This window comes from Paenibacillus sp. OAS669, from assembly GCF_014873645.1.
Classification (GTDB): Bacteria; Bacillota; Bacilli; order Paenibacillales; family NBRC-103111; genus Paenibacillus_S; species Paenibacillus_S vulneris.
Genome location: NZ_JADBDR010000001.1, coordinates 1285114 through 1308437, shown reverse-complemented (window position 1 = coordinate 1308437; position 23324 = coordinate 1285114). Strand labels below are relative to the sequence as shown.

Sequence of the window (23324 nt, the reverse complement as noted above, 5' to 3'; positions counted from 1 at the left end):
CTCCAACACCAACACCAACACCAACACCAACACCAACACCAACACCAACACCAACACCAACACCAACACCAACACCAACACCAACACCAACACCAACACCAACAGCGACTCCGACACCAGGGGCACTCAGCCAATATAATGTGGCAGGCTTTTCTGCAGGCAATACGGGAGGCGGCAACATTCCAGAGACCGACTCGCGGTATAAAAAAGTATACAACGCAGCCGATTTGGCGGCAGCCCTCAAGAAAGGCTCCGGAGTGAAGGTCATTGAGATTATGAATGATCTGAATCTGGGATGGAACGAGATTCCGGACGCTGCCAAGGTGACTCCTTTTGTTGCCAACAACACGCCATTAACCCATCCGGTTCTCCTGAAGACCGGGGTCAGCAAGATCTACATCGACAGCTTCGACGGCCTGACGATTTTTTCCGCTAACGGGGCCAAAATCAAGCATGCTTCCTTCGACATCAAGTACTGCTCCAACATCATCATCCGTAATCTGGAATTCGATGAGCTGTGGGAGTGGGATGAGTCGACCAAAGGAAATTACGATAAAAATGACTGGGATTATATCACTATTGAAGGAGCCAGCTCCAAGGTATGGATCGACCACTGCACCTTCAATAAAGCGTACGACGGACTTGTCGATGTGAAGAAGGGCAGCAACGGGGTTACGATCTCCTGGTCCACCTTCAGGGGGGACGACCGCAGCTCCAACAGCTGGGTAACGCAGCAGATTAACGCCATGGAGGCGAATATGTCGGCTTATCCGATGTATGCCTATCTGCGAAGCAGTGCTATAGGTCTCAGTAAGGCTGATATTATCGCCATTGCGGCCTCCCAAAAGAAAGGCCATCTCGTGGGAGCCACGGAATTCGCTTCAGACAATGCCACACTTCAGGTGACTCTGCATCATAATTATTATCAGGATATTCAAGACCGGATGCCTCGCTTAAGAGGCGGCAATGCCCATGTATACAATATCGTCATGGATAATGCCGCGGCATGGGCGGCGAAGCAAAAGATCACCTCCGCGATGGAATCGGCGCTCTCCTCCAAAGGCTATCACTTCGGAGTGACAAGCAATGGAGCCATCTCCACCGAGAATGGAGCCTTGCTGCTCGAAAAATCGCAGATCATCGATGTAGCTTCTCCGGTACGCAATAATCAGGCGGATGCGTCAGACGCAAGCTATACGGGGAAAATTCGGGTACTGGATACGATGTATTCTCTGAACGGCTCGTCCTTCAGAGGCGGCAGCGACACGTCCGGAAGTCCGTTGGCTCCAGTGCCTGCAGCGGTTAAGGCATTCTCGTGGAATGGCTTTAGCTCGCTGCCTTACAGCTATACAACGGATGATCCTTCGACACTGAAAGCGAGATTGACCGCTTCCAACGGCTCGGGTGCCGGCAAGCTGACTTGGACTAAAACCAATTGGCTGCTGACGAGCTATTAATAGTTGATGAAGTAAGAAGGCCGTTCGCAGCATTCGCTGTGAACGGCCTTGTGATATTTGCAGGGAAAAAAGGATTAAGGGACTTTAACGACAAACGGAACGGTCACTACTTTCCCTTCATGCTGGAATTGCCCCCAGATCTTATAGATGCCGGACTTCGGGAACGTAGTCATAAACTTGGCATCCGGTCCGGTCGCCTTCTCCTCCATCGGATGAACATGCAGGTACTGCTCAGCATCGTCGCTCAAAATAACGACATGTCCTACAGCGCCGAGATACTGCTGCAAATTCGTAATGGGCTTTTTGGTAGCGGCATCCTTGATCGTAAAGGTCAAGGTGGCTTCCTTGCCGGCTTTCAGCGGCTCGTAGGCAAGTGTGATTTCCTTGCCGTCCACCGTCTTGGTCATATTGGTATCCGGTTGAATAGGCTCCGGTTTTGCGGGATCGCCCTGTACCGTGATCCATTGGCTCTTGGTTGTAGAGCTCTTGCCTGACGGAACAAAATCAGCGAACAGCTTGTATTGGCCGCCTGCGGGGAATTGCGTCGTAATATCGAACAGTCCCTTGCTCCTGTAATCCGGGTGAATGTGATTAAAGTAAGACAAGTCTTTGCTTACGACGATCAAATGCATCTTTTTCTCGTGCGAGACTTCAAAGCTTTCAACGGCCTTTTCGCTGCTGTCGGTAATTTGTATGCCGACCTTGGCATCCTGCTTCGATTGGGGTTTGTCCGGGGTCAGCAAGAAGGCGGCCTTGACGTCTTCCGTCTTGGCCGTTTCCGCACCGTGTCCCGCGTGATCGCCAGGGGCGGCCGCTCCCATATTCATGCCTTCATGCCCGGAAGAGGCGGGAGCGTTCTTGCCGCAAGCCGATAACAGCGCGGCGGTTACTATAATGGCTATTGCAGCTTTTTTCATGAGGGGGATCCTCCTTAGAGTTTTGCGAAGCAAAACTTGCTTCGAAAGGGTGGGCTTAGAGTTTTGCGAAGCAAAACTTGCTTCGAAAGGATAGGCTAGAGTTGAGACTATTGAAAAACATGTGAAGCTTGAACTATTGCTAACATACTCCGGTGGGTATACCTCTCCAGCCGCTGTTGAAACCCGTGAAAGTTGATTCTATTAAGCGGTATTTTCACGGGTTTCAAAGGCGGACGTAAACTCTTCCGAGGCATACCCCACCTCCGTATTTTGCATAGTTCACGCAAAGCTAGGTTTTTCAACAGCCTGAGTTTTGCAAAGCAAAACTTGCTATATTCCAGTTTCGACAGCAGTGCGTCGTTTAAATCCTTTGACCGCACATTGGCGCCACCACTTGGCAGCCTTTCTATACCGCACTTCGCAGAGCGTCGATGGAAACCCGGTGGATAAACCTCGCGAATTTCTCCTTCTTCTTGGCATTCTGCTGATAATACTCGATCAGCCCGGTTACGATGGGAATGATTCGTTCCGGAGGAATATCCGACAGAAACAGCTCGGCGATCGTTGGTTTTACAGATTTGGGATCGCCGCCTATATAGATGTCGTAGCGGTCTTTCATTTTGACGACCCCGATATCCTTTAGCAGCGGCTCACTGGTTCCGAGAGCACAGCCGGCATAGCCGATTTTGAGCGGGCTCGGAACAGGCAGTCCCGCAACCGCATCGTTTAATGCGGTCGCCATATCCAGGCCGGCTTCCTCGGCCCCCCGGCAAAAATTGCAGGCAATGAGGCTCTTCGTATAAAATCCCGCAGGGTAGATGTGAAGCCCATGCTGCTTTAGCTGACTTTGAACCTCAACCATACGTTCCTCATCCATTTCAACGTACAGCTGCTTGAAGGTCGTGAATTCGATCTTGGCATCCGGTCCGACAATGGAGCCAAGCAGGGCGAGCTGCTCCGGCTTGAACAGGCTACCTCCCACTTCAAAGCCGGGGGATACGGCAAATTTACTGGTTTTCATTGGGGAACCTCCTCAGAGTTTCGCGAAGCGAAACTAACTTCGAAAGCATAGGCTGAGTTTCGCGAAGCGAAACTGACTTCGAAAGCATAAGCTGAGTTTCGAGAAGCGATTTACAGCTTAACCCGCTGCAGCCGCAGCGCATTGAGTACAACCGATACGGAGCTGAGCGCCATGGCGGCTCCTGCAACCCATGGGGCAAGCAGACCAATGGCCGCGATAGGAATGCCAAGCGAGTTATAGGCCAGTGCCCAGAACAAGTTTTGCTTAATGTTAGCCATCGTTTTTTTGCTCATCACCATCGCATCCGGGATGCTCGTAAGCTCGCCGCGCATCAAAGTGACGTCGGCGGCTTCCATTGCGATATCCGTTCCGGTTCCGATGGCGATTCCGACATCCGCTGTAGCCAGCGCCGGCGCATCGTTAATGCCGTCGCCGACCATAGCGACTTTTTTGCCCTCGGCCTGCAGCTTTTTCACTTCGTCCGCTTTGCCTTCAGGCAGCACTTCTGCCAGCACGCGGCTGATGCCGACCTGATCGGCAATGGCGCGGGCGGTCCGCTCGTTATCACCGGTAATCATAATAACCTCGATTCCCATTTGCTTCAGCCGCGAAATCGCTTCGCGGGATGTTTCCTTGATCGTATCGGCGACGGCAACCATTCCTGCGAATCGTCCGCCAATGGCGATCAGCATCGCTGTTTTGCCCTCGGCCTCGAGCTGTTCCATCTCTTTAAGAGCTTCGGCATAGGAGACGCCTTCGCGTTCCAGAAGCTTGCGGGTGCCGACTAGGATTTCTTTGCCGGTCACTATGGCACGGATACCGTAGCCGGGTATCGCCTCGAACTGTTCAGGCTCAAACAGCTCCAATCCTTTCTCTCGGATGCCTTCCACGATAGCTTCCGCTAACGGATGCTCGGATTGCTTTTCGGCAGAGCCGACAAGCTGAAGCGCTTCGCGTTCATCCATCCCTACAATCCGAACGTCAGTCAATGCAGGCTTCCCTTTGGTTACCGTGCCGGTTTTGTCAAGCACGATCGTCTGAATGTTGTGCATCGATTCCAGATGCTCTCCGCCTTTGAAGAGGATACCGAATTCTGCGGCGCGGCCGGAGCCGGCCATAATGGAGGTCGGGGTGGCCAGGCCAAGAGCGCATGGGCAGGCGATAACGAGAACGGCGATCGCTTTTTCCAAGGCGCTGGCAAAATCACCCGGAACAACGGCGAAGTACCAAACCAGAAATACAACAATAGCAATACCTACGACGATAGGAACAAAAATGCCGGAAATGCGGTCCGCAACTCGTTGAATAGGGGCTTTGGACCCCTGGGCGTCTTCCACGACCTTGATGATCTGGGCAAGAGCCGTTTCTTTCCCGACCTTGGTCGCTTGAATCTTCAAGCTGCCGTTTTTATTTACCGTAGCGCCAATCACGGCATCCCCGGTTTTTTTCTCGACAGGCAGACTTTCACCGGTCAGCATCGATTCATCTACGGAGGAGATACCATCCAACACCTCGCCGTCCACAGGGATTTTCTCACCGGGTTTCACCAGAACAATATCACCGGCAATGACCTCTTCAACCGGAATGCTAACTTCACGGCCGTCCCTTATGACAAGCGCGGTTTTGGCCTGGAGGCCCATCAGCTTTTTAATCGCTTCGGAAGTGCGGCCTTTGGCAAGTACCTCGAACAATTTGCCCAGCAAAATGAGCGTGATCAGGATCGCACTAGTTTCGTAGTACATTTCTGGAGCATGATGGCCGCTGGTGCCCAAAGCCCATTGAACCGTCAAATAAAGACTGTAGAAGTAAGCGGCAGAGGTTCCTAATGCGACCAGAACGTCCATATTCGCGCTTTTGTTGCGAAGAGCCTTATAGGCTCCGACATAAAACTGGTTTCCTATGATGAATTGCACCGGAGTAGCCAAGGCCAGCTGAACCCAAGGGTTCATCAGGAAGTCGGGCAGGTAAATCCAGGAGGTGAAGGAGAAATGACTTACCATGGCCCATAGAAGAGGAATCGAAAGGATAGCGGAAACCCATAGTTTTCTTTTTTGAGCCGTTATCTCTTTTTGTTTGTGATCCGAATCTTCGCCGCTGCTATCCTGCTTGACGCGCGCCTCGTAACCGATCTTTTTTACCCGGTTGATCATGTCTTCAATAGTCACTTCAGCTGCGGAATATTGTACATGAGCTGTTTCGAGAGCGAAGTTCACCGTGGCTGAGCTGACGCCGGGAAGCTTATTCAGGACCTTTTCGATTTTGTTCGCACAAGCGGCACAGGTCATTCCGCTTAGATCGAAATCAACCGAATCCTTCACGGTATCGTAGCCCAAGGCTTGAATTTTTTGTTCCAGGCTGTTGAGGTTGACTTTATTGGGATCAAAAGTAACCGAGGCTCTCTCCAGAGCGAAATTGACATTCGCATCGGCTACGCCGTCCATTTTCTTCAGGCCCTTTTCGATCCGATTGGCACAGGCCGCACAGGTCATACCGGATATTTGTAAAGTGGATTGATGCTGCTCTTGCTGTTGCATAGAGTCCAACTCCTTTATTACATACCCTTAGGGGGTATATTTTAATGAAAAAAAATAGGCCATCATCATTTTTGCCGGGCAGTGCCGATTATTTCACGTCGTAGCCTTGAGCTTCAATAGCATCTTTAATGGAAGCAAGGGTCACGTTCGTTTCTTCATATTGTATCGAAACTGATTTGGATGCCAAATCGACCTTTCCTTGTACGCCGATCTCCTTTAACGCGCCTTCTATCGACCCCACGCAATGCCCGCAGGACATTCCTTCAACTTGTAAAATAGTTTGCTTCATATTTATCCTCTCCTTGAACACATCATAAAATGTCATTTTTTATTATGCCAACCTGCTGCTGATACATACACTATAATATACCCCCACGGGGTATGTCAATGGGCGCATAATAAAAAAATTCGCTGATAAGGAGAATGTCGGGATGTAGCCTCATTTCTTGATAAATCCAGGCTGATTGAGAAACCTGCTTTTTTGGGAGCTACGTTATATACGGAGGAGGGGTATACCTTGAAGGAGTGTTTTTCAATTTCAAGCTTATTAGGTTCAAAAAACAAACTCCCTTCCGCCAATATGGCGAAAGGGGGAACGAAGGAACGTATCAGGCTCCGAGCTTCCGCATTCGGAAGCTTAACAACAAAAGGAAGAGAAGCAGGATGCCGCCTTGAAGTGCGATGGCACCAGAGATGGATAGCCCCAGATCGACGGCGACATAGTACAAACCGGACCCGGCCAGCATCAAGCTGTTCTCCACCAGGTTTTGTACGGCTATCGTTTTCCCGGCTCCGGTGATGCGCAAGCCTTCCTCTTGGAGTACCGTATTCATGGGGACGATAAAGATGCCTCCCATACAGCCTACGGCCAGCAGTAAAACGATGGCAACCGGAGTGCTGTGAATCCAGGGGAACACGAAGATCAGCGCCGCCATAATATAGCCGAAATGAACGGACCTGAAAAATTGCTTGAGCTGGACGAGCTTGGGCGCCAGGAAAGCACCGGCAATGATGCCTATGGATGTCGTGGCAAGGATTAGGGATACTTGAACGTCATCGGAGCGAAAGCCTAGCGAGATTGGAATCCAGGCTAAGACAGCGGTCCGGAGAACAGCGGAGCTCATCCAGAAGGCTCCTGTCCCGATGAGGGAAAATTGCGTCACCGGGTTACGGAACAATTGCGCAGCGCTTTTGTAAAACCGCAATGCTTCTTGAGAATATTGAATCGTCGAGTCCCCTTGAATTCTGGGGATCCGGAACGTCATGCACAGCGATATTGCGTACAGACCGGCACACACCAGCGACGATACGATGGGTGGGGCGGCGGCAACGATGGCTCCGCCTCCGCCGATCCCTGTGAGAATGGCCAGAATGGTATAGGCTTCAATTCGGGAGTTCGCCTTGAACAGCTCCTGCTCATTGGCGGTAAGCTCAGGTAGAATCCCGTACTTGGCGGGCGAATAGACGACGGCTCCGATGCCGACGGTAAAATAACATAGCATAAGCATTACGATGCTGGAGGAATCTACTATGAGGAGCAGGGCAATGCCGAGCAGCTTAAGGGCATTGCCGGCCACAAGAACCATAGCCTTAGGATATTTATCCGCAAAGGGCCCGACGAAGGGAGCAAGCAGAATGTAAGGAAGAAAGAAGGCCATACTCACCAAGGCCAGTGATTCGGCGGAAAAGCCGTTATGAGTCAGCAGCCCGGATATTACGAGCAGGGACATATTATCGGCGAAGGCCGATAAAAATTGGGTGACGTACAGCGCATTTAAGGCTTTAGGCCGGGTTAGCTTCGCTGCCGGTTCCTTGGTCATTGGCAGGCTGGGATTCATGGGATTCCACTCCTTTGTGTAGAGAAGCATTGAATTGCTTGGTTAAGGTTACGTAGTCGGTTTTGCCGCTGCCGAGCAGCGGGAGCTTATCTATCGTTTCCATACGCGACGGGCACAGCAGCGGAGAAGAGCCTTTGGACGCCATATAGGTCTTCAGCTGCTGAAGGCTGCAGCCCGGCTTCGTCACGAACAGTACGATTCGTTCGCCCTTGCGTCCATCAGGCGCCCTTATCGCTGCGAGAGACAGCGCCGGATCGTCGAAGCATGCAGCGGCCAGCTCCTCCACCTGTTGGAGAGAGACCATCTCTCCGCCGATTTTGGCGAATCGCTTCAATCTGGCTTGTATCGTTACGAAGCCTTGTGCGTCCAGCTCCACAATATCGCCGCAGTCATACCATTCCGGGCAGGGGACAAAGCCTTTGCCGTGAATCAAATAGCCCTTCATAACATTGGGTCCTTGAATATGAAGGCTGCCTCCCGTTTCAATTCCGGGTACGGGCTCGACCTTACAGCGCAAGCCCGGCAGAATCCGGCCCACCGTTCCCTCCTTATAGGCGAGAGGGGAATTGATCGAAATGACCGGCGACGCCTCGGTCGTGCCGTAGCCTTCCAGGATCCGGATGCCGAATTTGCGGCCCCACATCTCCCTTACTTCCTCCTTCAGCTTCTCCGCCCCGGCTACGACGTAGCGCAGGGTATGAAAATCATACGGATGTGCAGCCCGGCCGTAACCGGCCAAAAAGGTGGAGGTTCCGAACAGGATCGTCGCCTTGCGGTCGTATACGATTTCCGGAATAACACGGTAATGCAGGGGACTCGGGTATAGAATGACTGGCACGCCGGTAAGCAGCGGCAGCAAAGTCCCTACGGTAAGGCCAAAGCTGTGAAACATCGGCATCGCATTGAACAACATATCCGATGAGTTGAAATCAAAGACGGCTTTGGCCTGATGAATGTTAGCATACAGCTGCTCGTGCCCGAGAACGACGCCTTTGGGCTTGCTCTCGCTGCCTGAGGTGAACAGGATGAGCTCGGGCGCTCCTTGAGCGGCTTTCCGGCCGGTCCAGCGATCCAACAGACCCGCAAGCTTATCGGTTAGCCCGACGGATGCTTTGACATCCTCAAGGTAGAGGAGGCGGCACCGCTCGGCCAGCGCCGCGGCGGTCGCTTCCAGCTTGGCGGCTGCGATAAATTGGCGAGAGGTAAGGATCGTCTTGAAGCCTGCAGTCTCACATGCATCGAGAAGGCTTTGCTGTCCGGATGAGAAATTCATCATGGCCGGGGTAATTCCAAGCCGAAACAGGGCGAACAGAGCGATCGTATGACCGATGGAATTCGGAAGCAGCACGCCGGCCGTAGGCTGGGATGCCAGGGCAGGCTTCAGCTTGCGGGCAAAGATGTGCGAGGCCGTGATCAGCTTGCTGTACGTGAGGCGCTGCGTAAGATCCTCGCAGATGATTCGCTGCTTTCCATGGAGAGAGGCCTGATAGACCAGCTCGTCGAACAAGTTGACATTCGGCTTCAGCCTGCTCTGCGTTAACAGCTCTTGAAGCGCCAGCATAATCGTATCGGCCGCTTGCTCCTTTTGCCGTTTCATGGACTGGTTCGGCTGAGCTTCGATGGTGAAGGCATCGCCGATTTGAATGCTGATTTCCGGAAACCATACGGTTTTTATTTTGCTGCCGATATAAGACAGCTTGGAGCGCTCGGCACCGTTAATCGCGATCGGAACGAGGCGCGCGCCTGTTTTTAATGCTATATAGGCAATGCCGGTATAAATTTTCATCAATCCGCCGGTTGTAGTGATGCGTCCTTCGGGAAAAAGCACGAGCGGCACGCCGCTTTGAACTGTCTTAACCATAGTTCTAACGGAGTATGGGTTTAAAGGGTCTACGGTAATATGCCTGCGAAGCTTGAGGGCAAGCCGGAACCGTTTGGCGATCTTGGTGTTGACCACAAATGCGGCTTCATCCGGCAAATATGCGGCCAGCAGGACCGCGTCCAGAAGCGATACATGGTTCGGCATAAGGATGGTCGGCCGGCTGAAGTCGAGCTTCTCCAGGCCGGATATTTTTAATTTAAAGCATAGGTGGAATATCATCTTCAGGATTGCAATAAGGATAGGCATCGTGATCGACTCCTCTTTTGTTGGACTGGCTCTTAATACCTGGTGCTAATTGATACTTGTATTGTATACGCAGCGCATGCAAAAGAAGAGTACTAACTTTTTATAGTACCTTATCAAGAAAGGATCGAAGCAAGCTTATCGAATGAAGGGAGCTGTGAAAAGGAGAACTACCGGTGGGTTGAAAAGCGGCGGAAGCATGCCAAAGTCCGGCTTTAACGCGCAGAGCTGCGAGTCTAAGCCGGTTGAAGGCAGGTGAAGCCCTATTTTCCGCAGAGCAGGCGGATGGCTTCTAAGAAGCTCGTATAATATTCCACAGCAGCTCTAACGAGCGCTTACGGTAGGCTCCGTTATGGTTAATGCAGTATTGACGGTATCAAGATTGACGGTTGCGCCGATCGGCACAGCGGCCTTGTAGATGCCATGGGCTGCGGAGAGACGGGTAAGCAGCGGTTTTCCGAGCGGGACGATGACCTCATTGATGAGATCGTCGTAAGTTTTGCCGTAGGAAGCCTCGCAATTGGTGCATTCCCCCATAACGATGCCGATGCAATCGGCGAATTTGCCGGCCAGCTTCAAATGATTGATCATCCGATATACCCGGTTGATTTGCTCGTGCGTCTCTTCAAGGAACAAGATACATCCGCGGGTATCGATTTCATAAGGGGTGCCAAGCGTGTCTACGAGGGAGGTAAGGTTACCGCCTACGATCGGTCCGGTTACGTTGCCGGGTACTTTGGACACCATCGGTATTCCCTGAGGATTTTGAATCGTCTTGGGGTAGGCCGTAGATGAGATCAAGCCGAAAAATTGATCGAAATTGTAAGGCGGCGTGTCCGTTCGAAAGTTAAGCAGCATTAAACTGGAGAACGTAATCAAATTGCTGAATTGATACAATGCATTCAACAGCACGGTGACATCGCTGTATCCGGACAAAATTTTCGGATTCGAGGCGATAAAGCGGTAATCCAGATAAGGCAGTATTCCCGCGATGCCTACGCCCCCTCGGACGGGCAATATCAACCGTACCTTGGAATCGGCGAACATATTCATCAGATCGAATGCCCGTTGCTCATCGGTCCCCGACAAAAATCCGTTATCGGCGTAGACATAATTGCCGAGAACAACCTCGAACCCCATAGTTCTCAATATCGCTGCCGCATTGTTGATATCGGCGGCAGGAAGCGGGCTGCCTAGACTTACGACTCCAACAGTGTCTCCGGGCAGCAATAGAGGCGGTTTTATGGCCATGCGAATAACCTCCCACAGTATACTCTGTCATTCCGGTCGTTCATACTCCCTATTCCTATATCTATGCCGCGTTGCCGAGAAATAATAGTGTAGCGGAGCTTAGTCGGAAAAGAGGGATATACAATGGAATAGCTCAAACATTCGGGGAGTGATAAGACTATATTGTTGGGAAAATCTGTATAGCGGGAAAATGCTCGGCTTGCCCTAAGGCAAGCCGGATGCTAGTCTTCTTCTTTTCTTGAGCATCATAGTTGCATAGAGGATGACCGGGATGAGGATTTGAAAAATCGGGAACAGCTTGAGACTTACATGAAAGCCTATTGAAATGTGATACGTATAGTTAGGCTCCAAAAAAGCGGCGATTAAAATGAGCAGCCCAACCGGCCACACCCATCGCTGGCAGGCGATAGAGGTCATGCTGGCCAGACTAATCACCGCGCATAAATAGAAGAGGATCATCTTCATAAACAGGCCGATATAGATTAGGAGCGATACAAAAACATCCAGCCGCTCAAAAACGCGCGCGATGGAGATCAGCTGCACAGCCTGCAAAAAGGGCAGAGAGCTCATAGCCGCAAGGCTTGAACCCAGAATGGATATAATGATCGCATTCATGAAAATCAGAAACAAGGCAACGGCGGCATAAGCGACCGTGTAGGGCTTGATCGGAACGGTTTGCTCGCTGTTTGATGACCATAGCATTAAAAAGACGACCGTCTGTCCGAACGGAAACGAGACGATGTCAGGGAATGCGGCCTTGAGAACCGGCAGGGGCCCATTCTCCATGATGGGAGCAAGCTTCTCGAAATGAACGATATTGGCGACAAGCAAGAGAAAGAGCAGAAAGGCATAACTCAAAACAACCAAGGGCAATAAAATTTCGGAGATGCGAAAGATGACCTCTATCCCCTTGTATACGCCATAAGCCCCTATAATCAGAACAGTCATCATGGTTACAATCATCGGGGTTCTCGTCAGCAGCGACATGGACATAAACTCCCCGAAATCCCGGACATTGCGCATCGATTCATAGCTGAAGTAGAGAACGTACAGCAATCCGAGAATCGTACCGATGGTGCGGCCGTAATGGAGGATCAGCATTTGAGTCAGATTGAGCCCGGGCTCCTTGCGCTGGATCGCAATAAAGAGCTGTAAAAGCAGAAGCCCGAAGACCGCAGCGAATGCCATGGCCAGCCATGCGTCCTGTTTGGCCTTGCTCCCCAGGAAAAACAAGGGCGTACTGCCGATTTCGAACAGGATGATCATGTAAGCGATTTGGTTGGTGGATATGCGTACCGTGTTCATGGTCATCAGGTCGTCGGGCCTCCCATCACATGTTCTATCCATTTGCCTACCGGTAAAAACAGGATTTGGACGGGGGAGATAACCGACAGCTGCGGCCAGTCGAACAGCTTACTGAGGGTTAAATAAGCACACCATCCGATGAGACCCGCATACAAGAAAAGCTCCCGGGCCGAACCTTGCTTGAGCATTGAGCGGATCCCGAGGTATAGAACCGCAGCGTAGAATGCAAGCCATCCCGTTACAAGCATCTATCATTCTTCCTTATCCTTGTTCAAATTCTTGAATGATTTGTTACTGAGGCCCACCCTGTCCATTGAAATGTGCACGGAAGGCTTAAGCTCGATTTGGACGAATTCGGATTCCCAATCATCTTTCATCCGTTTCCATTCCTTAGGGTAGGTTCGGTGAATGATATCCGCAAAGCCCAGAATGTCAACCCGGAGCTTGCGCACGGTTTGCCAAGAGGCATTCACCATTTGCGTAACCTCCTTTTGCAGCTGCTTCTCAAGCTCCTTGACCACCTTGGGGTCAGACAGGTCCAGGTTACAGTCGGTTTCAAGCAAATGGCCTTTGCTTTTAATATCTACCTCCATGATGTAATGCCCGTCTGCCCTGCGGGGACGCAGCTTGGTCTTGGACGATAGCAACCGGAAGGAGGAATTATATTTTTTTTGCCCTGACGGCATGCAGGAGAAGGAGAGAGTGGTTGATTTTACTTTATTTATAATGAACGATAGCCCAAGCCCCTGCTCCTGTGGTATCCAGCCTGCCAGCTTATCTCCTTTCATGACGGCCAGATCACCCAATCTGATTTTGGAGAGATACGTTGATTTCTTCAAAGAATCCATAGACGTTTCTCCCTTGCCTCCGCTTAGCAGAATTTCCGGGATGATCCCGCTCTTTGCGTCGCTTGTCATAGCCATAGCGAGCTCGTACATCATCACTCCCGGCAGCATAGAGCCATTTCTGCTTTCGTTTAACATCGTTTGGCGTATGCTTTGGCCCGGGATTTTTTCCAGATGGCTCAGCTGTTCGAGAATGGTGCGCGCCTTCCCTCTTGCAATCAGCATGCTCACCGTTTCGCGGGCGTCGGGATTACGGTAATGCAGGTCGAGAATTTCGCTGATGCCGTGACGGGCTACCTCCTCGCTGAGGATGAGAATATTATTGTGCGCAAAAAAGATTTGCCTCGGAGTTTCCGTCGTACTCTGACTTACCGCTTCCCGAATCGTGCGGCCGCGGGTAGAGAAGACGGATACGGGAGATTGACTGCTTCCGCCTCCCGTAATGCCGCTGGCAGACGATATGGCGGAAGGGATAACCACCTGGTAGGATATGATCCAATCTTCCCCCTCCTTGTCCATGCTGGTGGCTGAGGTTATGGAGAGCTCGTTCAGCTCGGTCCGGTTCCAGCAGCCTGTCAAGGGGATGCACAGCAAGGCGAGAAAACAGCATAAGGCGCAAGCTTTCACGGGAGCTTACCTCCTTCCATAGCTTTAGGCTTGAAGAGGCTTAGAGCAAGCCAGATCAGGAGCGGGAGCAGGACATTGAACGTCAAAATAAAAGGGGTTAACGGGTACATGGTAAAATGGATGAAGTCTGATGACCTCGGCCAAAAATAATACGTGCTGAGCAGCGCAAATAAAGCAAGGGCAAAGGAAAAGGGCTTCTCGTTACGAACGCGGAACGTCCGGATAAAGCAGTGAAGGGCGCAAAACATAAAAATGGATATTTTTACATACATCAGACAAATCCATATGGAAATAAACAAAATATCGATCCGCTCCAGAAAGCTCCCCAGCCGGATGATGCTGATAACATTAAAAGTAGGATAGGACATCAGCGAAACAAGGCGCGGCCCGAATAAGGTGACGGCTGATACGACAATCAGTCCCAGCTCAAAGCCTGTAAGAATGATCCCCCATGATCCGATTCTTCCCGCTTCGGCAGACCGGTTCAGAAAAGGTGCAAGGATCAGCAGGACGGATACCTCAGACAGCCAGCTGGACGGAATGAAGCCTCCTTGCACTATCGTAGAAATCGGATGCTCCCAAACGGGAAGCAGAAACTCCGGATGAATGTCCTTGAGCACAAGTATGGTGGTGATAAACAGAACGACGATGGACATCATGAAGACGATGATATTGATCCTTGCAATCACTTCAATTCCGCAGCTTACGGCGTACATGGCAACGGCTATAGTAACGAGGAGCAGGGCGAAGACCGGCGTTCTGGTAAGCACATTTTCCGCCAGAAAATTCACGAATTCCCGAATAATGATTAGGGCCGTGATAAAGTAATAGTAGCCCAATAGGAAGCCGGTTCCGGTCCCCGCCCAGGTGCCAAGGCGAAGGGAAAGCCAGTCTACGAACGACACGGACGAGGACGGGGTTTGTCTGCAAATCTGACCGGTCATATAGGCAACACCTATTCCAATAGCGGTGGCCAAGGCGATTGAGATCCACGCATCCTGGCCGGATGCTTGAACGACGATGCTCGGAACCGTCAATATGGCTGTAGGGATAATAGAGCTCATAACCAGCAGGATGGCTTGAAAGGATGATATTTTTTGAATCATGAGTCCTCCTCCCACTTCCTTTATGGTTTAGACGTTGGCTTGGGCGGCGCCGGTTTTTGATCGTTTCCTTCCCGGACAGCGTCTGCAGAGATGAATCCCGGCCGAGTGTTCATTTTCCACCATGGCATACGAATGAATACATCCTTTAAATTTCGCTTTACCAGCGGAGCAATAGGCATCAAGTACGGAACCCCGAAGGAGCGTATGCTTGCCGTGTGAATAAGCAGCACCATCAGGCCGGACATAATGCCGAACAATCCGAGGGTTGCCCCGAGGAGCATGAGCGAGAAGCGGATCAGCCGCGCGGCTATAGCCATGTTAATAGCCGGGATGACAAAGTTGGAAATAGCCGTAAAGGACACGACAATGACCATCGCGCCGGAGACGAGTCCGGCTTGTACGGCAGCCTGTCCCAGAACCAGCGCCCCTACGATCGATATGGCCGGGCCGATGACACGCGGCATTCGGACGCCTGCCTCGCGGAGCACTTCGAAGGTCAGCTCCATAAGCAGCGCCTCTACCAGTGCAGGGAACGGCACGCCCTCCCGTTGGGCGGCAAGGCCTATCAGCAGCGTGGTCGGCAGCATTTCCTGATGAAAGGTCGTGATTGCTATGTAGAGCGACGGAAGCAGCATGGAAATGAGAAACGAACCGAAGCGGATCAGTCTTAAGAACGAAGCGATATCGTATCTTTGGTAATAATCCTCGCTGGATTGAAAGAACTTAAAGAAGGTCACCGGGGCGAGCAGGACGAAGGGCGTCCCTTCAACAACAATGATGACTTGCCCTTCCAATATCCCTGCTGCGGCCGCATCGGGACGCTCGGTGTTCATAACCGTCGGAAACGTCGAGAAAGGGGAATCCTCTATAAATTCCTCAATATATCCGCTTTCCAGTATGCTGTCGGTATGGATGGCATCCAATCGACGGTGGACTTCCGCAACGACCCGGTGATCCGCCACACCCTTCAAATAAATGACGGCTACATTCGTCTGAGTCCTCGTTCCTATGACCTTTAGCTCGATACGAAGATCGGGCGACTTGATTTTGCGCCTTATCAGAGAGGTGTTGATCCGCAAATTTTCCGTGAAGCCTTCCTTCGGCCCGCGAATCACGGTCTGAGAGCTGGGCTCCTCTACGCCGCGCATATTGCCGCCCACGGTGTCTGCAGTCAGGGCCATGCTGCAGCCGTTCAATAAAATAATGGTCATGCCGTTGAATAGCGCCTGATAAAGTTCTTCCAGCTTATAGGCTTCCTTCACCCCTCCGACGGAAATGGCCTGCCGCTGGAGAAAGGAGTAGAACCCGTTGGTGTCGTCGGGAGTGGTTGTAAGCTCGGACAGCTTGGAAATTTCGGCAATCAGCTGATTGACGGTTGGCGTGTCCACCAGGCCGTCGACATAAATAAGAGCATACCGATGCTGATCCTGATTCGAGAGCTGGCGAATGATGATGTCGGAGCTTGCCCCGAGCCGGGAACGGATCGCCTGAAGATTAACCTCCAGCTGAGGGGAGAGCAAGGAGGCGTCCTGCCCCTGTTCGCTGCTTTGCTCATTTCCCGCTGCGTTTGGCTTGCGATGCCGCCAAAGGGACATCCACTTTTTGAGCATTCCCATAGGTACCTCTTTTATAAAAAGATGTATGCTTACTATTTCCCGAATTTCCAATTTGATGCATGCTTTTGGCAGACATGGCGAACCGAAGAACGCAAAAAAGCCTGATAAAGCACGGGCTTTATCAGGCAGGGAGTGTGATGTATAGTTGAAGCATCAGCTGCTGGCATCAACGGAGCTGCGTTTTCTTTTCCCCCAGGGAAGCTCCTTTTTCACGGCAGCTATTTCTATAAGCTGTGTGAGGGAGAGCAGCAGCAGCAAGCCGCTCAAGGAAACCAGCACGGCAAGAGGCAGCGTCCACAGGTGGTCCGGCTGGGCAAAATAGGGGACAAGCGCGATGGCCAGCACCGGCGGTGCATTGAGCTTGAACTTCTGGATCAAGATAATCGTCAGCAGCGTAGCCGCCAAAAAGGAAATCATGCCTGTGTGCGACAGGTAGAGGGCGGAGCTGACCAAAGATGCTGTACAGGCCCCGGCAATCATTTTGCCGAAATCCTTGAACGAGAAGGCCCGGGTAATAAACAAATAAGAGAAGGCGCCCAGCGTAGGATAAAAAATCATTTTGATGCTCGGGATTTGTTGGGAAAGCCAGTAAATCAGCATTAAATAAAAGCAAATAGCGATAATTTTCAGATTCAATGTAAGCAGCGTCCTTTTGTGAAAATATAGAGTAATGGCATCGGAATAAATTGTCTCGGACCATCTTACTATGCAGCGTAAATCTCGTCAATAGGGAAGTCCAATTGATGGCTATGGGAGACTTTCTGACCCGATTACCCTTGTTTGCGGTACCGTCCCGGCGGGACACCGACGATCCGCTTGAACATGCGAATAAAATTGGAATAGTCATTAAATCCTGACAGTTGGCAGGCGTCGGTCACATTATGTCCCTCATTCAGCAGCTTCTTGGCCTGTGCGATCCGCTTCAGCAAAATATACTCATGGATGGTGCTTCCGATACTACGGCGAAATAACCGGCTCAAATAATAGCGGTTCATGAAGAATTGCTGTTCGAGTGCCTCCAACGATAGATCGTGATCCAGATGATGATCGATATAATCAAGCACAGGAGCCAGCTTCTCCGGAACGATGGACGACGGGATCGGAGACAGATTGTGCATAAAGGCGCGGTTAAGCAGCACGAGCAGCTCTATCGTATAAGCGGAGAGCAGGATATCCGATCCGTCGGACGGGTCGCCGGACAAGGAATCGATCTTTTGATACAAAGCGACCAGCTCCTCCAATTGATGAGGGAGCAGCTGGATTTTATTTTGTTCTCCCAGGGGACGGTTCGTAAAGCAGTTCAGCAGATCCAGGGAAAACGATGAATTGAGCTGCCGAACGGTTTCGGGATCGAAATGAATGACAATATTCTCGTAGGGGGCATCCGACTGAAATGTCGCTTTATGCAGCTCCCGGTTGTTCATGACCAACAGATCGCCGTAGGCTAACGGATACACCTTTTTCTCGATAAAATAATGGACATCGCCGCGGATAAAGAAGTAAATTTCAAAGCGGTCGTGAAGATGGAAATCCATTTTCAGGGGGTGCTCCGTTCGCCTGTGAGCGTAATGAATTCCTTCTATTTGATGGGAAATACGCATGGATGTGCACCTCCGGACAAAAAGTCAAAAAAAGCAATAAATACGGCAATTCATGCAAGGAATTTGTTTTTATTATAGCTCATTATAAAATAGAAATGAAAGCGTGTTACCATTCGGCGCGCAACCTATAAGAAATCAGGTGAAAACGTGAAATCATTGGGAACAGCCATTATCGGGTGCGGTTCTATTTCGAGCGTCCATTTGAAGGCTATCGCAGGCCTCGAGCTGGCACAATTAAAGGCCGTTGTGGACGTCAACGAAAGCTTGGCGCAAAAAGCGGCGGCAGCATACGGATGCGATTATTACACCGACTACAAGGAAATGCTGAAGCGCGATGATATCCAAGTGGTTCATATTTGTACAGGCCACTATCTGCATGCTCCCATGACAGTCGACGCATTGAAGGCAGGCAAGCATGTACTGACGGAGAAGCCGATGGCGGAGAATAAGGCTTCCGCCCAAACGATGCTGGACGCCGCCAAAGAGCATACGGATGTTCAGTTGGGCGTTATTTTCCAAAATCGTTACAATCCATCGTCCAAGCGTATGAAGCAGGCGGTTCAGTCCGGGGAATTCGGCAAGCTGCTGTGCATGAAGGGCATCGTCACCTGGTCCCGCGGACCTGCTTATTACGAAACGGAATGGAAGGGCAAATGGGCTACCGAAGGCGGAGGCGTCCTGATCAACCAGGCGATTCATACGCTGGATCTGCTCCAATGGTTAGGCGGGGACATCGCCACCGTCAAGGGCAGCATCTCCAACGATTCGCTCGAGGGTGTCATTGAGGTGGAGGACTCCGCTCATGCGTTCATTCAATTCAAGAACGATGTAAAAGCCGTCTTTTATGCAACGAATGCATACGGCAAGAGCACGCCTATCGAAGTCGAGCTGATCTTCGAGAATGCCGTCCTGTCGCAGCGCGGAGATACGCTGTATCTGGATCAAAACGGCAAGCAGACCGTTCTCGCGGAGCCGCTTAAGAACGACCTGGGAGAAAAAGCTTATTGGGGCGTCAGCCATCAGTTCCAGATTCGCGATTTCTATGAGCATATATTTCAAGGCAAGCACTTCTGGCTTGACGGTCCCGAAGGGTACAAGGCGTTCCGCCTTGTCATGGATATTTATGAATCATCCCGCATCGGGCAAAAAATCATATACAGCTAGTGACATGAAGAACAGGCAAGGCCGTTCTTGGAGCTTATGACTCCGAGGACGGCCTTTTGTCTGTGTATGACAAATTGACCCGTCCATTCATGGAGACCATTCTCTATGGAGTCTCATATTCTAGTAATGCAAGACGGTGATAGAAAGGCAGAACGTTGATAGAAAGGAGAGAAGGAGAGAATTGATAGCCTACGTAACCGGCGTTGGCATTGTGCTGACGCTCATTTTCGTATTTTCACAATGGGGGATCCCGCTCTTTCTTCCCGTGCTGCTATTCCTAGAACCGGCAGGTACGCCGTCTTTGCAGACCCTTCTTTTCTATGGTTTCTTCATCTCATACGGCTGTGGGGGCTTGATAGGCTTGATTATGCTGTATCGCCCGAGAGGAGTTTGGATGCGAGCAGGATCGCCCACTGAGCTGCCGCAGACGGTCACAGCTGAGTGAGCGCGAATGGATCAGGAGAGGCGAAGCGACATGGAGCTGTCCAAGCGAATTCAGCAATCGGTGCTGCCCAAGCCGGTCCGAACCCCATATATTGCGATCAAGGGACTGCATCTTCCGTCAGAGCAAGTATCGGGGGATATGTACATGTGGATGCTGCAGCAGGAGCATGGAGCGCGGGTCGTCTTGATGGATGTCATGGGCCACGGTGTATCCGCCTCTCTGGTCGGCATGTACATGCACGCTTTCTTGCAGACGCTGCTTCCGAGCCTCGAAGACCCGAGGGCAATGATGAGCCGGCTGAATTCGCGATTGTGTGAGCTGGTTCATTCCGGAGAAAGGGAGGGGGACGCCCTCTACTGCACGGCTATTTGTCTGGGAGCGGATGCGCTGGGCAAACGGGTGGAGTATGTCAATGCAGGCCATCCGTACGGAATGATGCTGGAAGACGGGGAGCGGGTCTCGGAGCTGGTATCCGGGGGAATGCCTCTTGGCATCGATCCTGCCGCCGTCTTCGATAGAGGAGTATTTACTTATCGGGAGCAAGCCCGAATAGTCCTTTTTACCGACGGTTTGTTCGAGCTATTCGGATCTTCACCCAGTGTGACGGCGGATAGAATAGAGCAGCTTCTCCGGGACTGCAGCCGAGCGGACTCGGATTGTTTTATGGCACAGCTGGAGGCGGAGTTAAGCAATATAGCCTATAGGCCAGACGATATATGCGTCATAGTGATGGATCTTAAGGATGGACAATCTCAGAACGATCAATAGGGAGTGACAGGAATGGTTTTCATCACGATGGAAGGTACCCCATGCCAACGGTTCATAGATATGTCGGATGAAATGTCAGAAAGCTTTATGAAGTATACGGGTATAGCCCACTACCGCAGACTGTGCTGCGCTGTGCACGAGCTGGTCATTAATGCGGTCGAAGCTGCCGGACGGCAGCAAATGAACGGGGAGGATGCTTTGAGCTCGGACAACACGCTTTGGCTTAGGATGGAGGTGGAGGAAGGGGAAGTTATCGTTACGATTACGAATAAATCGGCAACTGGGGCGGCTGAGGCTATTCATGGCAAAAAGAGCTTATGCATGGAGGACCTGCTCCTGGAAGAAAGGGGCCGCGGGCTTCTGATCGCCAAGCGGTGGTCGGATCAGCTGACCTTTGACCAGAAAGAGGACGGTACGATGACGATTCAATTAAGGAAAAAAGGAGGTGATGCATATGAGCAGCATCATGTACGATCCCCAAGGAAACGGCAAGGGTATACCTATCCATTACCATAGCAGACCGGTCGGGGCCTATCTCTATATTTTGTTGACAGGTAAGCTGACCTACGGGTACGAAAGCAGGGCGAAGGAAGGGCTGCGCCGCGCAGTCAGGCCTGCCGAAGGGTATATGATCGACCTGTCCGGCTTGGCTTTAATCGATAGTACGGGCCTGGGCGTTCTTGTTCATTTTGTGCAAACCTACTGCAAGGACTGCAGAGGTGTGGCTGTTATTGTACAGGATGAGCTGATGAAGGAGCTGCTTGCAATAGCCAAGCTGGAGCTTCTGATGCCGATTTGTGAGAGTGTGCAGGAAGCCGTTCAGAGGCTGGACGAGATAGGGAAAGGTTTAGAGGAAGGGAGGGAGGAATAATGAACCGGCTGCAGTCGTTAACGGACAGAATGAGCAAGAAGGATTTGCTGTACGGATTTGTTATTGTCGATATGACGATCCTGCTGATTGCCGTTGGAGTTTGGAAGTTCCATACTTCACGCGAGGTGATAGACCAGATTTCCTTAGGTTCGGCATTCACAACGATCTTGCTGGCGGTTGTCGCCATGGTATATTCCTATATTCAAGCCTACGAGGCTTCCGCTCAAAACCGGATGGTTCAGGAGGCTCTCATCAAAATCAGCGAGAAGGTGGACGAGTTCGGCAAAATGAAAGAGGAGCTGATTACGCTGCGGCATGATACGAGGTCCTACAACGAACACATCCTGGAATCGCTCAACCGGTTTGTGAAGGAGGCGTCGGAGCATGTCGATTCCATCTTCGAGGTGCTTCGTGAAAAGGGGCTGGAGGTGCCCGAGGAGGTGGAGAAGGACATCGCTTCATCTTACCGTGACAAGTTCAACAGCGAGCTTTCGGCGATTCGTTCCCGGTTCATAGCAAATCAGGAGAAGCTGCTGACCAGGGAGCTGATAGCCCTCGTACAAAACCATCTCCAAAAGGGGTATGAGCTTACCATGCTGGAGCTGGTCGATTTATTGGTCTACGAGGGGGTCGAATTCGAAGGCAAGGAGCTGCTTGAAGCCTTGACCTCGCTGGAGCAGCTGGGGCTTCTGCAAATCGTCCCTTCCGAGCGCGGCCGCTCCGTCAAGATAATGTAAGCTTCGATCGGACAAAAAACTCCCGCGGCTTTCCCATTTACGGAAAATGGACTATCCGGGGGAGCTTCTCTCTTATTTAGCCTGCATTACTGCTGCTGCGGCTGTTCAAGCCGGCTGTAAAATTGCAGGACTTTATCTTCATATTCCTCGGGGTGAACCGCATGGCTTTTTACATGATCCGCACCGGGTGGCTTCCACAGCTCAAAACGGTCCGGATGCTTGGCCCACATCGTTTCGCTGTTTGGATACGGAACCGAATGATCATCGGGACTATGTATAAACAAAATAGGCCTTGGGTAAATTCGGTCCACCGCACTTAATCCGTCCACTTGGTCGGGGTCAATCCCGGTAAGCTGCGGCAAAATGCCCAGTATCAGCGGCGTAAACGGAATATTCGGCAAATGGGACCAGACCGGCAAATTCTCCTTCAGATAGCGGGTCAAATGATTGAACGGACTATCTGCAACCACACCGGCGACGCCGGGCTCGTCCGCTGCTGCGAGCAGCGCGGTGCTGGCTCCCATGGAAAATCCGTGCAAAGCTATAGGCTCCGGATGATTAGCCTTAATCCAATCTATAGCTCCAAGCAGGTCGTATTTCTCCAGATAGCCTACGGTTGTCAGTTCGCCTCCGGATTCACCGGAATTGCGAAAATCGAACATAAGTACGTTGTAACCCTGCTCTACAAGTGTCTTGGACAGCTTAAGCGCCTCGGCATCCGTCTGCAGGCGGTTCTTGCGATAGCCGTGCGCCATGATGATGTTCAGCTTGGCTGGGGAGGATTCGCTTGGCAGAAACCAGCCCTTAAGATCGACATCATGCGTCCTGCTCGGAAACTGCACCTGCTCGAACGCCATGCCGTACTGTTCCGAAGTTTCCTTCAGTGGCTGGCGGACAGGATGCGTGAGCTTCCACCCGACATAGATGGACAGACCGACACAGGCGATCAGAAGCAGAAGGAGGATGCCGGCTCCCCACATGGCTTTTCGTTTGAATCTGCCGCGAGGGCGAGGGGCTCTCGTTATAGCAGGAGTAGGTCGCATGAATTCCATTCCTTTCTTGTCTCGCGTTATTGCAGGTACATTATACGATAAGA

Annotated in this window: 22 protein-coding genes; 7 read left to right on the top strand and 15 right to left on the bottom strand. The window is 51.4% G+C overall.

Features of this window, described 5'->3' with window-relative positions; all coding sequences use genetic code 11:
* Window positions 1-1457, top strand: a 1457-nt coding sequence (locus GGC63_RS05380; protein WP_225947909.1) for a hypothetical protein, incomplete at its 5' end; no start/stop codon positions are given.
* Window positions 1458-1531: 74 nt separating this feature from the next.
* Here the strand turns inward: GGC63_RS05380 and GGC63_RS05375 are convergent.
* The 14 genes from GGC63_RS05375 to GGC63_RS05310 form a co-directional block, all read right to left on the bottom strand.
* On the bottom strand, window positions 1532-2374 hold the full coding sequence (locus tag GGC63_RS05375; protein ID WP_192701360.1) for a hypothetical protein: 843 nt from the start codon (window positions 2372-2374) through the stop codon (window positions 1532-1534).
* Between the two features lie 406 nt (window positions 2375-2780).
* Window positions 2781-3395 carry a nitrite reductase gene (locus GGC63_RS05370; RefSeq protein WP_192701359.1) on the bottom strand — a complete coding sequence of 205 codons (615 nt, stop codon included), beginning with the start codon at window positions 3393-3395 and terminating at the stop codon, window positions 2781-2783.
* 110 nt (window positions 3396-3505) lie between these two features.
* A complete protein-coding gene (locus GGC63_RS05365) occupies window positions 3506-5929 on the bottom strand; it encodes a heavy metal translocating P-type ATPase (RefSeq protein WP_192701358.1) in 2424 nt (807 codons plus the stop codon).
* 88 nt (window positions 5930-6017) lie between these two features.
* A complete protein-coding gene (locus GGC63_RS05360) occupies window positions 6018-6218 on the bottom strand; it encodes a cation transporter (RefSeq protein ID WP_079914380.1) in 201 nt (66 codons plus the stop codon).
* 319 nt (window positions 6219-6537) lie between these two features.
* Window positions 6538-7767 carry a lysophospholipid transporter LplT gene (lplT, locus tag GGC63_RS05355; protein WP_225947908.1) on the bottom strand — a complete coding sequence of 410 codons (1230 nt, stop codon included), beginning with the start codon at window positions 7765-7767 and terminating at the stop codon, window positions 6538-6540.
* Window positions 7712-9895: an AMP-binding protein gene (locus tag GGC63_RS05350; RefSeq protein ID WP_192701357.1), complete on the bottom strand. Its 2184-nt coding sequence runs from the start codon at window positions 9893-9895 to the stop codon at window positions 7712-7714. Before GGC63_RS05350 ends, lplT begins: the two co-directional genes overlap by 56 nt.
* A 321-nt stretch (window positions 9896-10216) precedes the next feature.
* On the bottom strand, window positions 10217-11143 hold the full coding sequence (locus tag GGC63_RS05345) for a S66 peptidase family protein (RefSeq protein WP_192701356.1): 927 nt from the start codon (window positions 11141-11143) through the stop codon (window positions 10217-10219).
* 204 nt (window positions 11144-11347) lie between these two features.
* Window positions 11348-12454, bottom strand: a complete 1107-nt coding sequence (locus GGC63_RS05340; RefSeq protein WP_225947907.1) for a GerAB/ArcD/ProY family transporter — start codon at window positions 12452-12454, stop codon at window positions 11348-11350.
* On the bottom strand, window positions 12454-12696 hold the full coding sequence (locus tag GGC63_RS05335; RefSeq protein ID WP_192701355.1) for a hypothetical protein: 243 nt from the start codon (window positions 12694-12696) through the stop codon (window positions 12454-12456). Before GGC63_RS05335 ends, GGC63_RS05340 begins: the two co-directional genes overlap by 1 nt.
* A gap of 3 nt (window positions 12697-12699) precedes the next feature.
* Window positions 12700-13920: a Ger(x)C family spore germination protein gene (locus GGC63_RS05330; protein ID WP_192701354.1), complete on the bottom strand. Its 1221-nt coding sequence runs from the start codon at window positions 13918-13920 to the stop codon at window positions 12700-12702.
* Window positions 13917-15026 carry a GerAB/ArcD/ProY family transporter gene (locus tag GGC63_RS05325; protein WP_192701353.1) on the bottom strand — a complete coding sequence of 370 codons (1110 nt, stop codon included), beginning with the start codon at window positions 15024-15026 and terminating at the stop codon, window positions 13917-13919. The genes GGC63_RS05330 and GGC63_RS05325 overlap by 4 nt, the downstream gene beginning before the upstream one ends.
* 20 nt (window positions 15027-15046) lie before the next feature.
* On the bottom strand, window positions 15047-16636 hold the full coding sequence (locus GGC63_RS05320; protein WP_192701443.1) for a spore germination protein: 1590 nt from the start codon (window positions 16634-16636) through the stop codon (window positions 15047-15049).
* 159 nt (window positions 16637-16795) lie between these two features.
* Window positions 16796-17278, bottom strand: coding sequence for a hypothetical protein (locus GGC63_RS05315; protein WP_192701352.1), 483 nt, complete (start codon window positions 17276-17278; stop codon window positions 16796-16798).
* 134 nt (window positions 17279-17412) lie between these two features.
* Complete coding sequence (locus GGC63_RS05310) at window positions 17413-18243, bottom strand: helix-turn-helix domain-containing protein (protein WP_192701351.1); 831 nt, start codon at window positions 18241-18243, stop codon at window positions 17413-17415.
* A gap of 147 nt (window positions 18244-18390) precedes the next feature.
* On the opposite strand from GGC63_RS05310, the gene GGC63_RS05305 reads away from it, so the two are divergent.
* The 6 genes from GGC63_RS05305 (at window position 18391) to GGC63_RS05280 (ending at window position 22228) form a co-directional block, all read left to right on the top strand.
* A complete protein-coding gene (locus GGC63_RS05305; RefSeq protein ID WP_192701350.1) occupies window positions 18391-19407 on the top strand; it encodes a Gfo/Idh/MocA family protein in 1017 nt (338 codons plus the stop codon).
* Between the two features lie 181 nt (window positions 19408-19588).
* Window positions 19589-19852 (top strand): hypothetical protein, encoded by a 264-nt coding sequence (locus tag GGC63_RS05300; RefSeq protein ID WP_192701349.1) that lies wholly within the window; start codon window positions 19589-19591, stop codon window positions 19850-19852.
* Between the two features lie 30 nt (window positions 19853-19882).
* Complete coding sequence (locus GGC63_RS05295; RefSeq protein WP_192701348.1) at window positions 19883-20620, top strand: PP2C family protein-serine/threonine phosphatase; 738 nt, start codon at window positions 19883-19885, stop codon at window positions 20618-20620.
* Window positions 20621-20632: 12 nt separating this feature from the next.
* A complete protein-coding gene (locus tag GGC63_RS05290; RefSeq protein ID WP_192701347.1) occupies window positions 20633-21136 on the top strand; it encodes an ATP-binding protein in 504 nt (167 codons plus the stop codon).
* On the top strand, window positions 21075-21491 hold the full coding sequence (locus GGC63_RS05285) for an STAS domain-containing protein (protein ID WP_192701346.1): 417 nt from the start codon (window positions 21075-21077) through the stop codon (window positions 21489-21491). Before GGC63_RS05290 ends, GGC63_RS05285 begins: the two co-directional genes overlap by 62 nt.
* Window positions 21491-22228, top strand: a complete 738-nt coding sequence (locus GGC63_RS05280; RefSeq protein ID WP_192701345.1) for a hypothetical protein — start codon at window positions 21491-21493, stop codon at window positions 22226-22228. Before GGC63_RS05285 ends, GGC63_RS05280 begins: the two co-directional genes overlap by 1 nt.
* A gap of 86 nt (window positions 22229-22314) precedes the next feature.
* Here GGC63_RS05280 and GGC63_RS05275 read toward each other — a convergent pair whose 3' ends face one another.
* Window positions 22315-23271: an alpha/beta hydrolase gene (locus GGC63_RS05275; protein ID WP_225947906.1), complete on the bottom strand. Its 957-nt coding sequence runs from the start codon at window positions 23269-23271 to the stop codon at window positions 22315-22317.
* Window positions 23272-23324: the final 53 nt, after the last annotated feature.

What these genes read in the sequence shown, in the direction of transcription:
- GGC63_RS05375 (WP_192701360.1), bottom strand. Translation starts at nt 2,374, where the DNA reads ATGAAAAAAGCTGCAATAGCCATTATAGTAACCGCCGCGCTGTTATCG.
- GGC63_RS05370 (WP_192701359.1), bottom strand. Translation starts at nt 3,395, where the DNA reads ATGAAAACCAGTAAATTTGCCGTATCCCCCGGCTTTGAAGTGGGAGGT.
- GGC63_RS05365 (WP_192701358.1), bottom strand. Translation starts at nt 5,929, where the DNA reads ATGCAACAGCAAGAGCAGCATCAATCCACTTTACAAATATCCGGTATG.
- GGC63_RS05360 (WP_079914380.1), bottom strand. Translation starts at nt 6,218, where the DNA reads ATGAAGCAAACTATTTTACAAGTTGAAGGAATGTCCTGCGGGCATTGC.
- lplT (WP_225947908.1), bottom strand. Translation starts at nt 7,767, where the DNA reads ATGAATCCCAGCCTGCCAATGACCAAGGAACCGGCAGCGAAGCTAACC.
- GGC63_RS05350 (WP_192701357.1), bottom strand. Translation starts at nt 9,895, where the DNA reads ATGCCTATCCTTATTGCAATCCTGAAGATGATATTCCACCTATGCTTT.
- GGC63_RS05345 (WP_192701356.1), bottom strand. Translation starts at nt 11,143, where the DNA reads ATGGCCATAAAACCGCCTCTATTGCTGCCCGGAGACACTGTTGGAGTC.
- GGC63_RS05340 (WP_225947907.1), bottom strand. Translation starts at nt 12,454, where the DNA reads ATGACCATGAACACGGTACGCATATCCACCAACCAAATCGCTTACATG.
- GGC63_RS05335 (WP_192701355.1), bottom strand. Translation starts at nt 12,696, where the DNA reads ATGCTTGTAACGGGATGGCTTGCATTCTACGCTGCGGTTCTATACCTC.
- GGC63_RS05325 (WP_192701353.1), bottom strand. Translation starts at nt 15,026, where the DNA reads ATGATTCAAAAAATATCATCCTTTCAAGCCATCCTGCTGGTTATGAGC.
- GGC63_RS05320 (WP_192701443.1), bottom strand. Translation starts at nt 16,636, where the DNA reads ATGCTCAAAAAGTGGATGTCCCTTTGGCGGCATCGCAAGCCAAACGCA.
- GGC63_RS05310 (WP_192701351.1), bottom strand. Translation starts at nt 18,243, where the DNA reads ATGCGTATTTCCCATCAAATAGAAGGAATTCATTACGCTCACAGGCGA.
- GGC63_RS05295 (WP_192701348.1), top strand. Translation starts at nt 19,883, where the DNA reads ATGGAGCTGTCCAAGCGAATTCAGCAATCGGTGCTGCCCAAGCCGGTC.
- GGC63_RS05290 (WP_192701347.1), top strand. Translation starts at nt 20,633, where the DNA reads ATGGTTTTCATCACGATGGAAGGTACCCCATGCCAACGGTTCATAGAT.
- GGC63_RS05285 (WP_192701346.1), top strand. Translation starts at nt 21,075, where the DNA reads ATGAGCAGCATCATGTACGATCCCCAAGGAAACGGCAAGGGTATACCT.
- GGC63_RS05280 (WP_192701345.1), top strand. Translation starts at nt 21,491, where the DNA reads ATGAACCGGCTGCAGTCGTTAACGGACAGAATGAGCAAGAAGGATTTG.
- GGC63_RS05275 (WP_225947906.1), bottom strand. Translation starts at nt 23,271, where the DNA reads ATGCGACCTACTCCTGCTATAACGAGAGCCCCTCGCCCTCGCGGCAGA.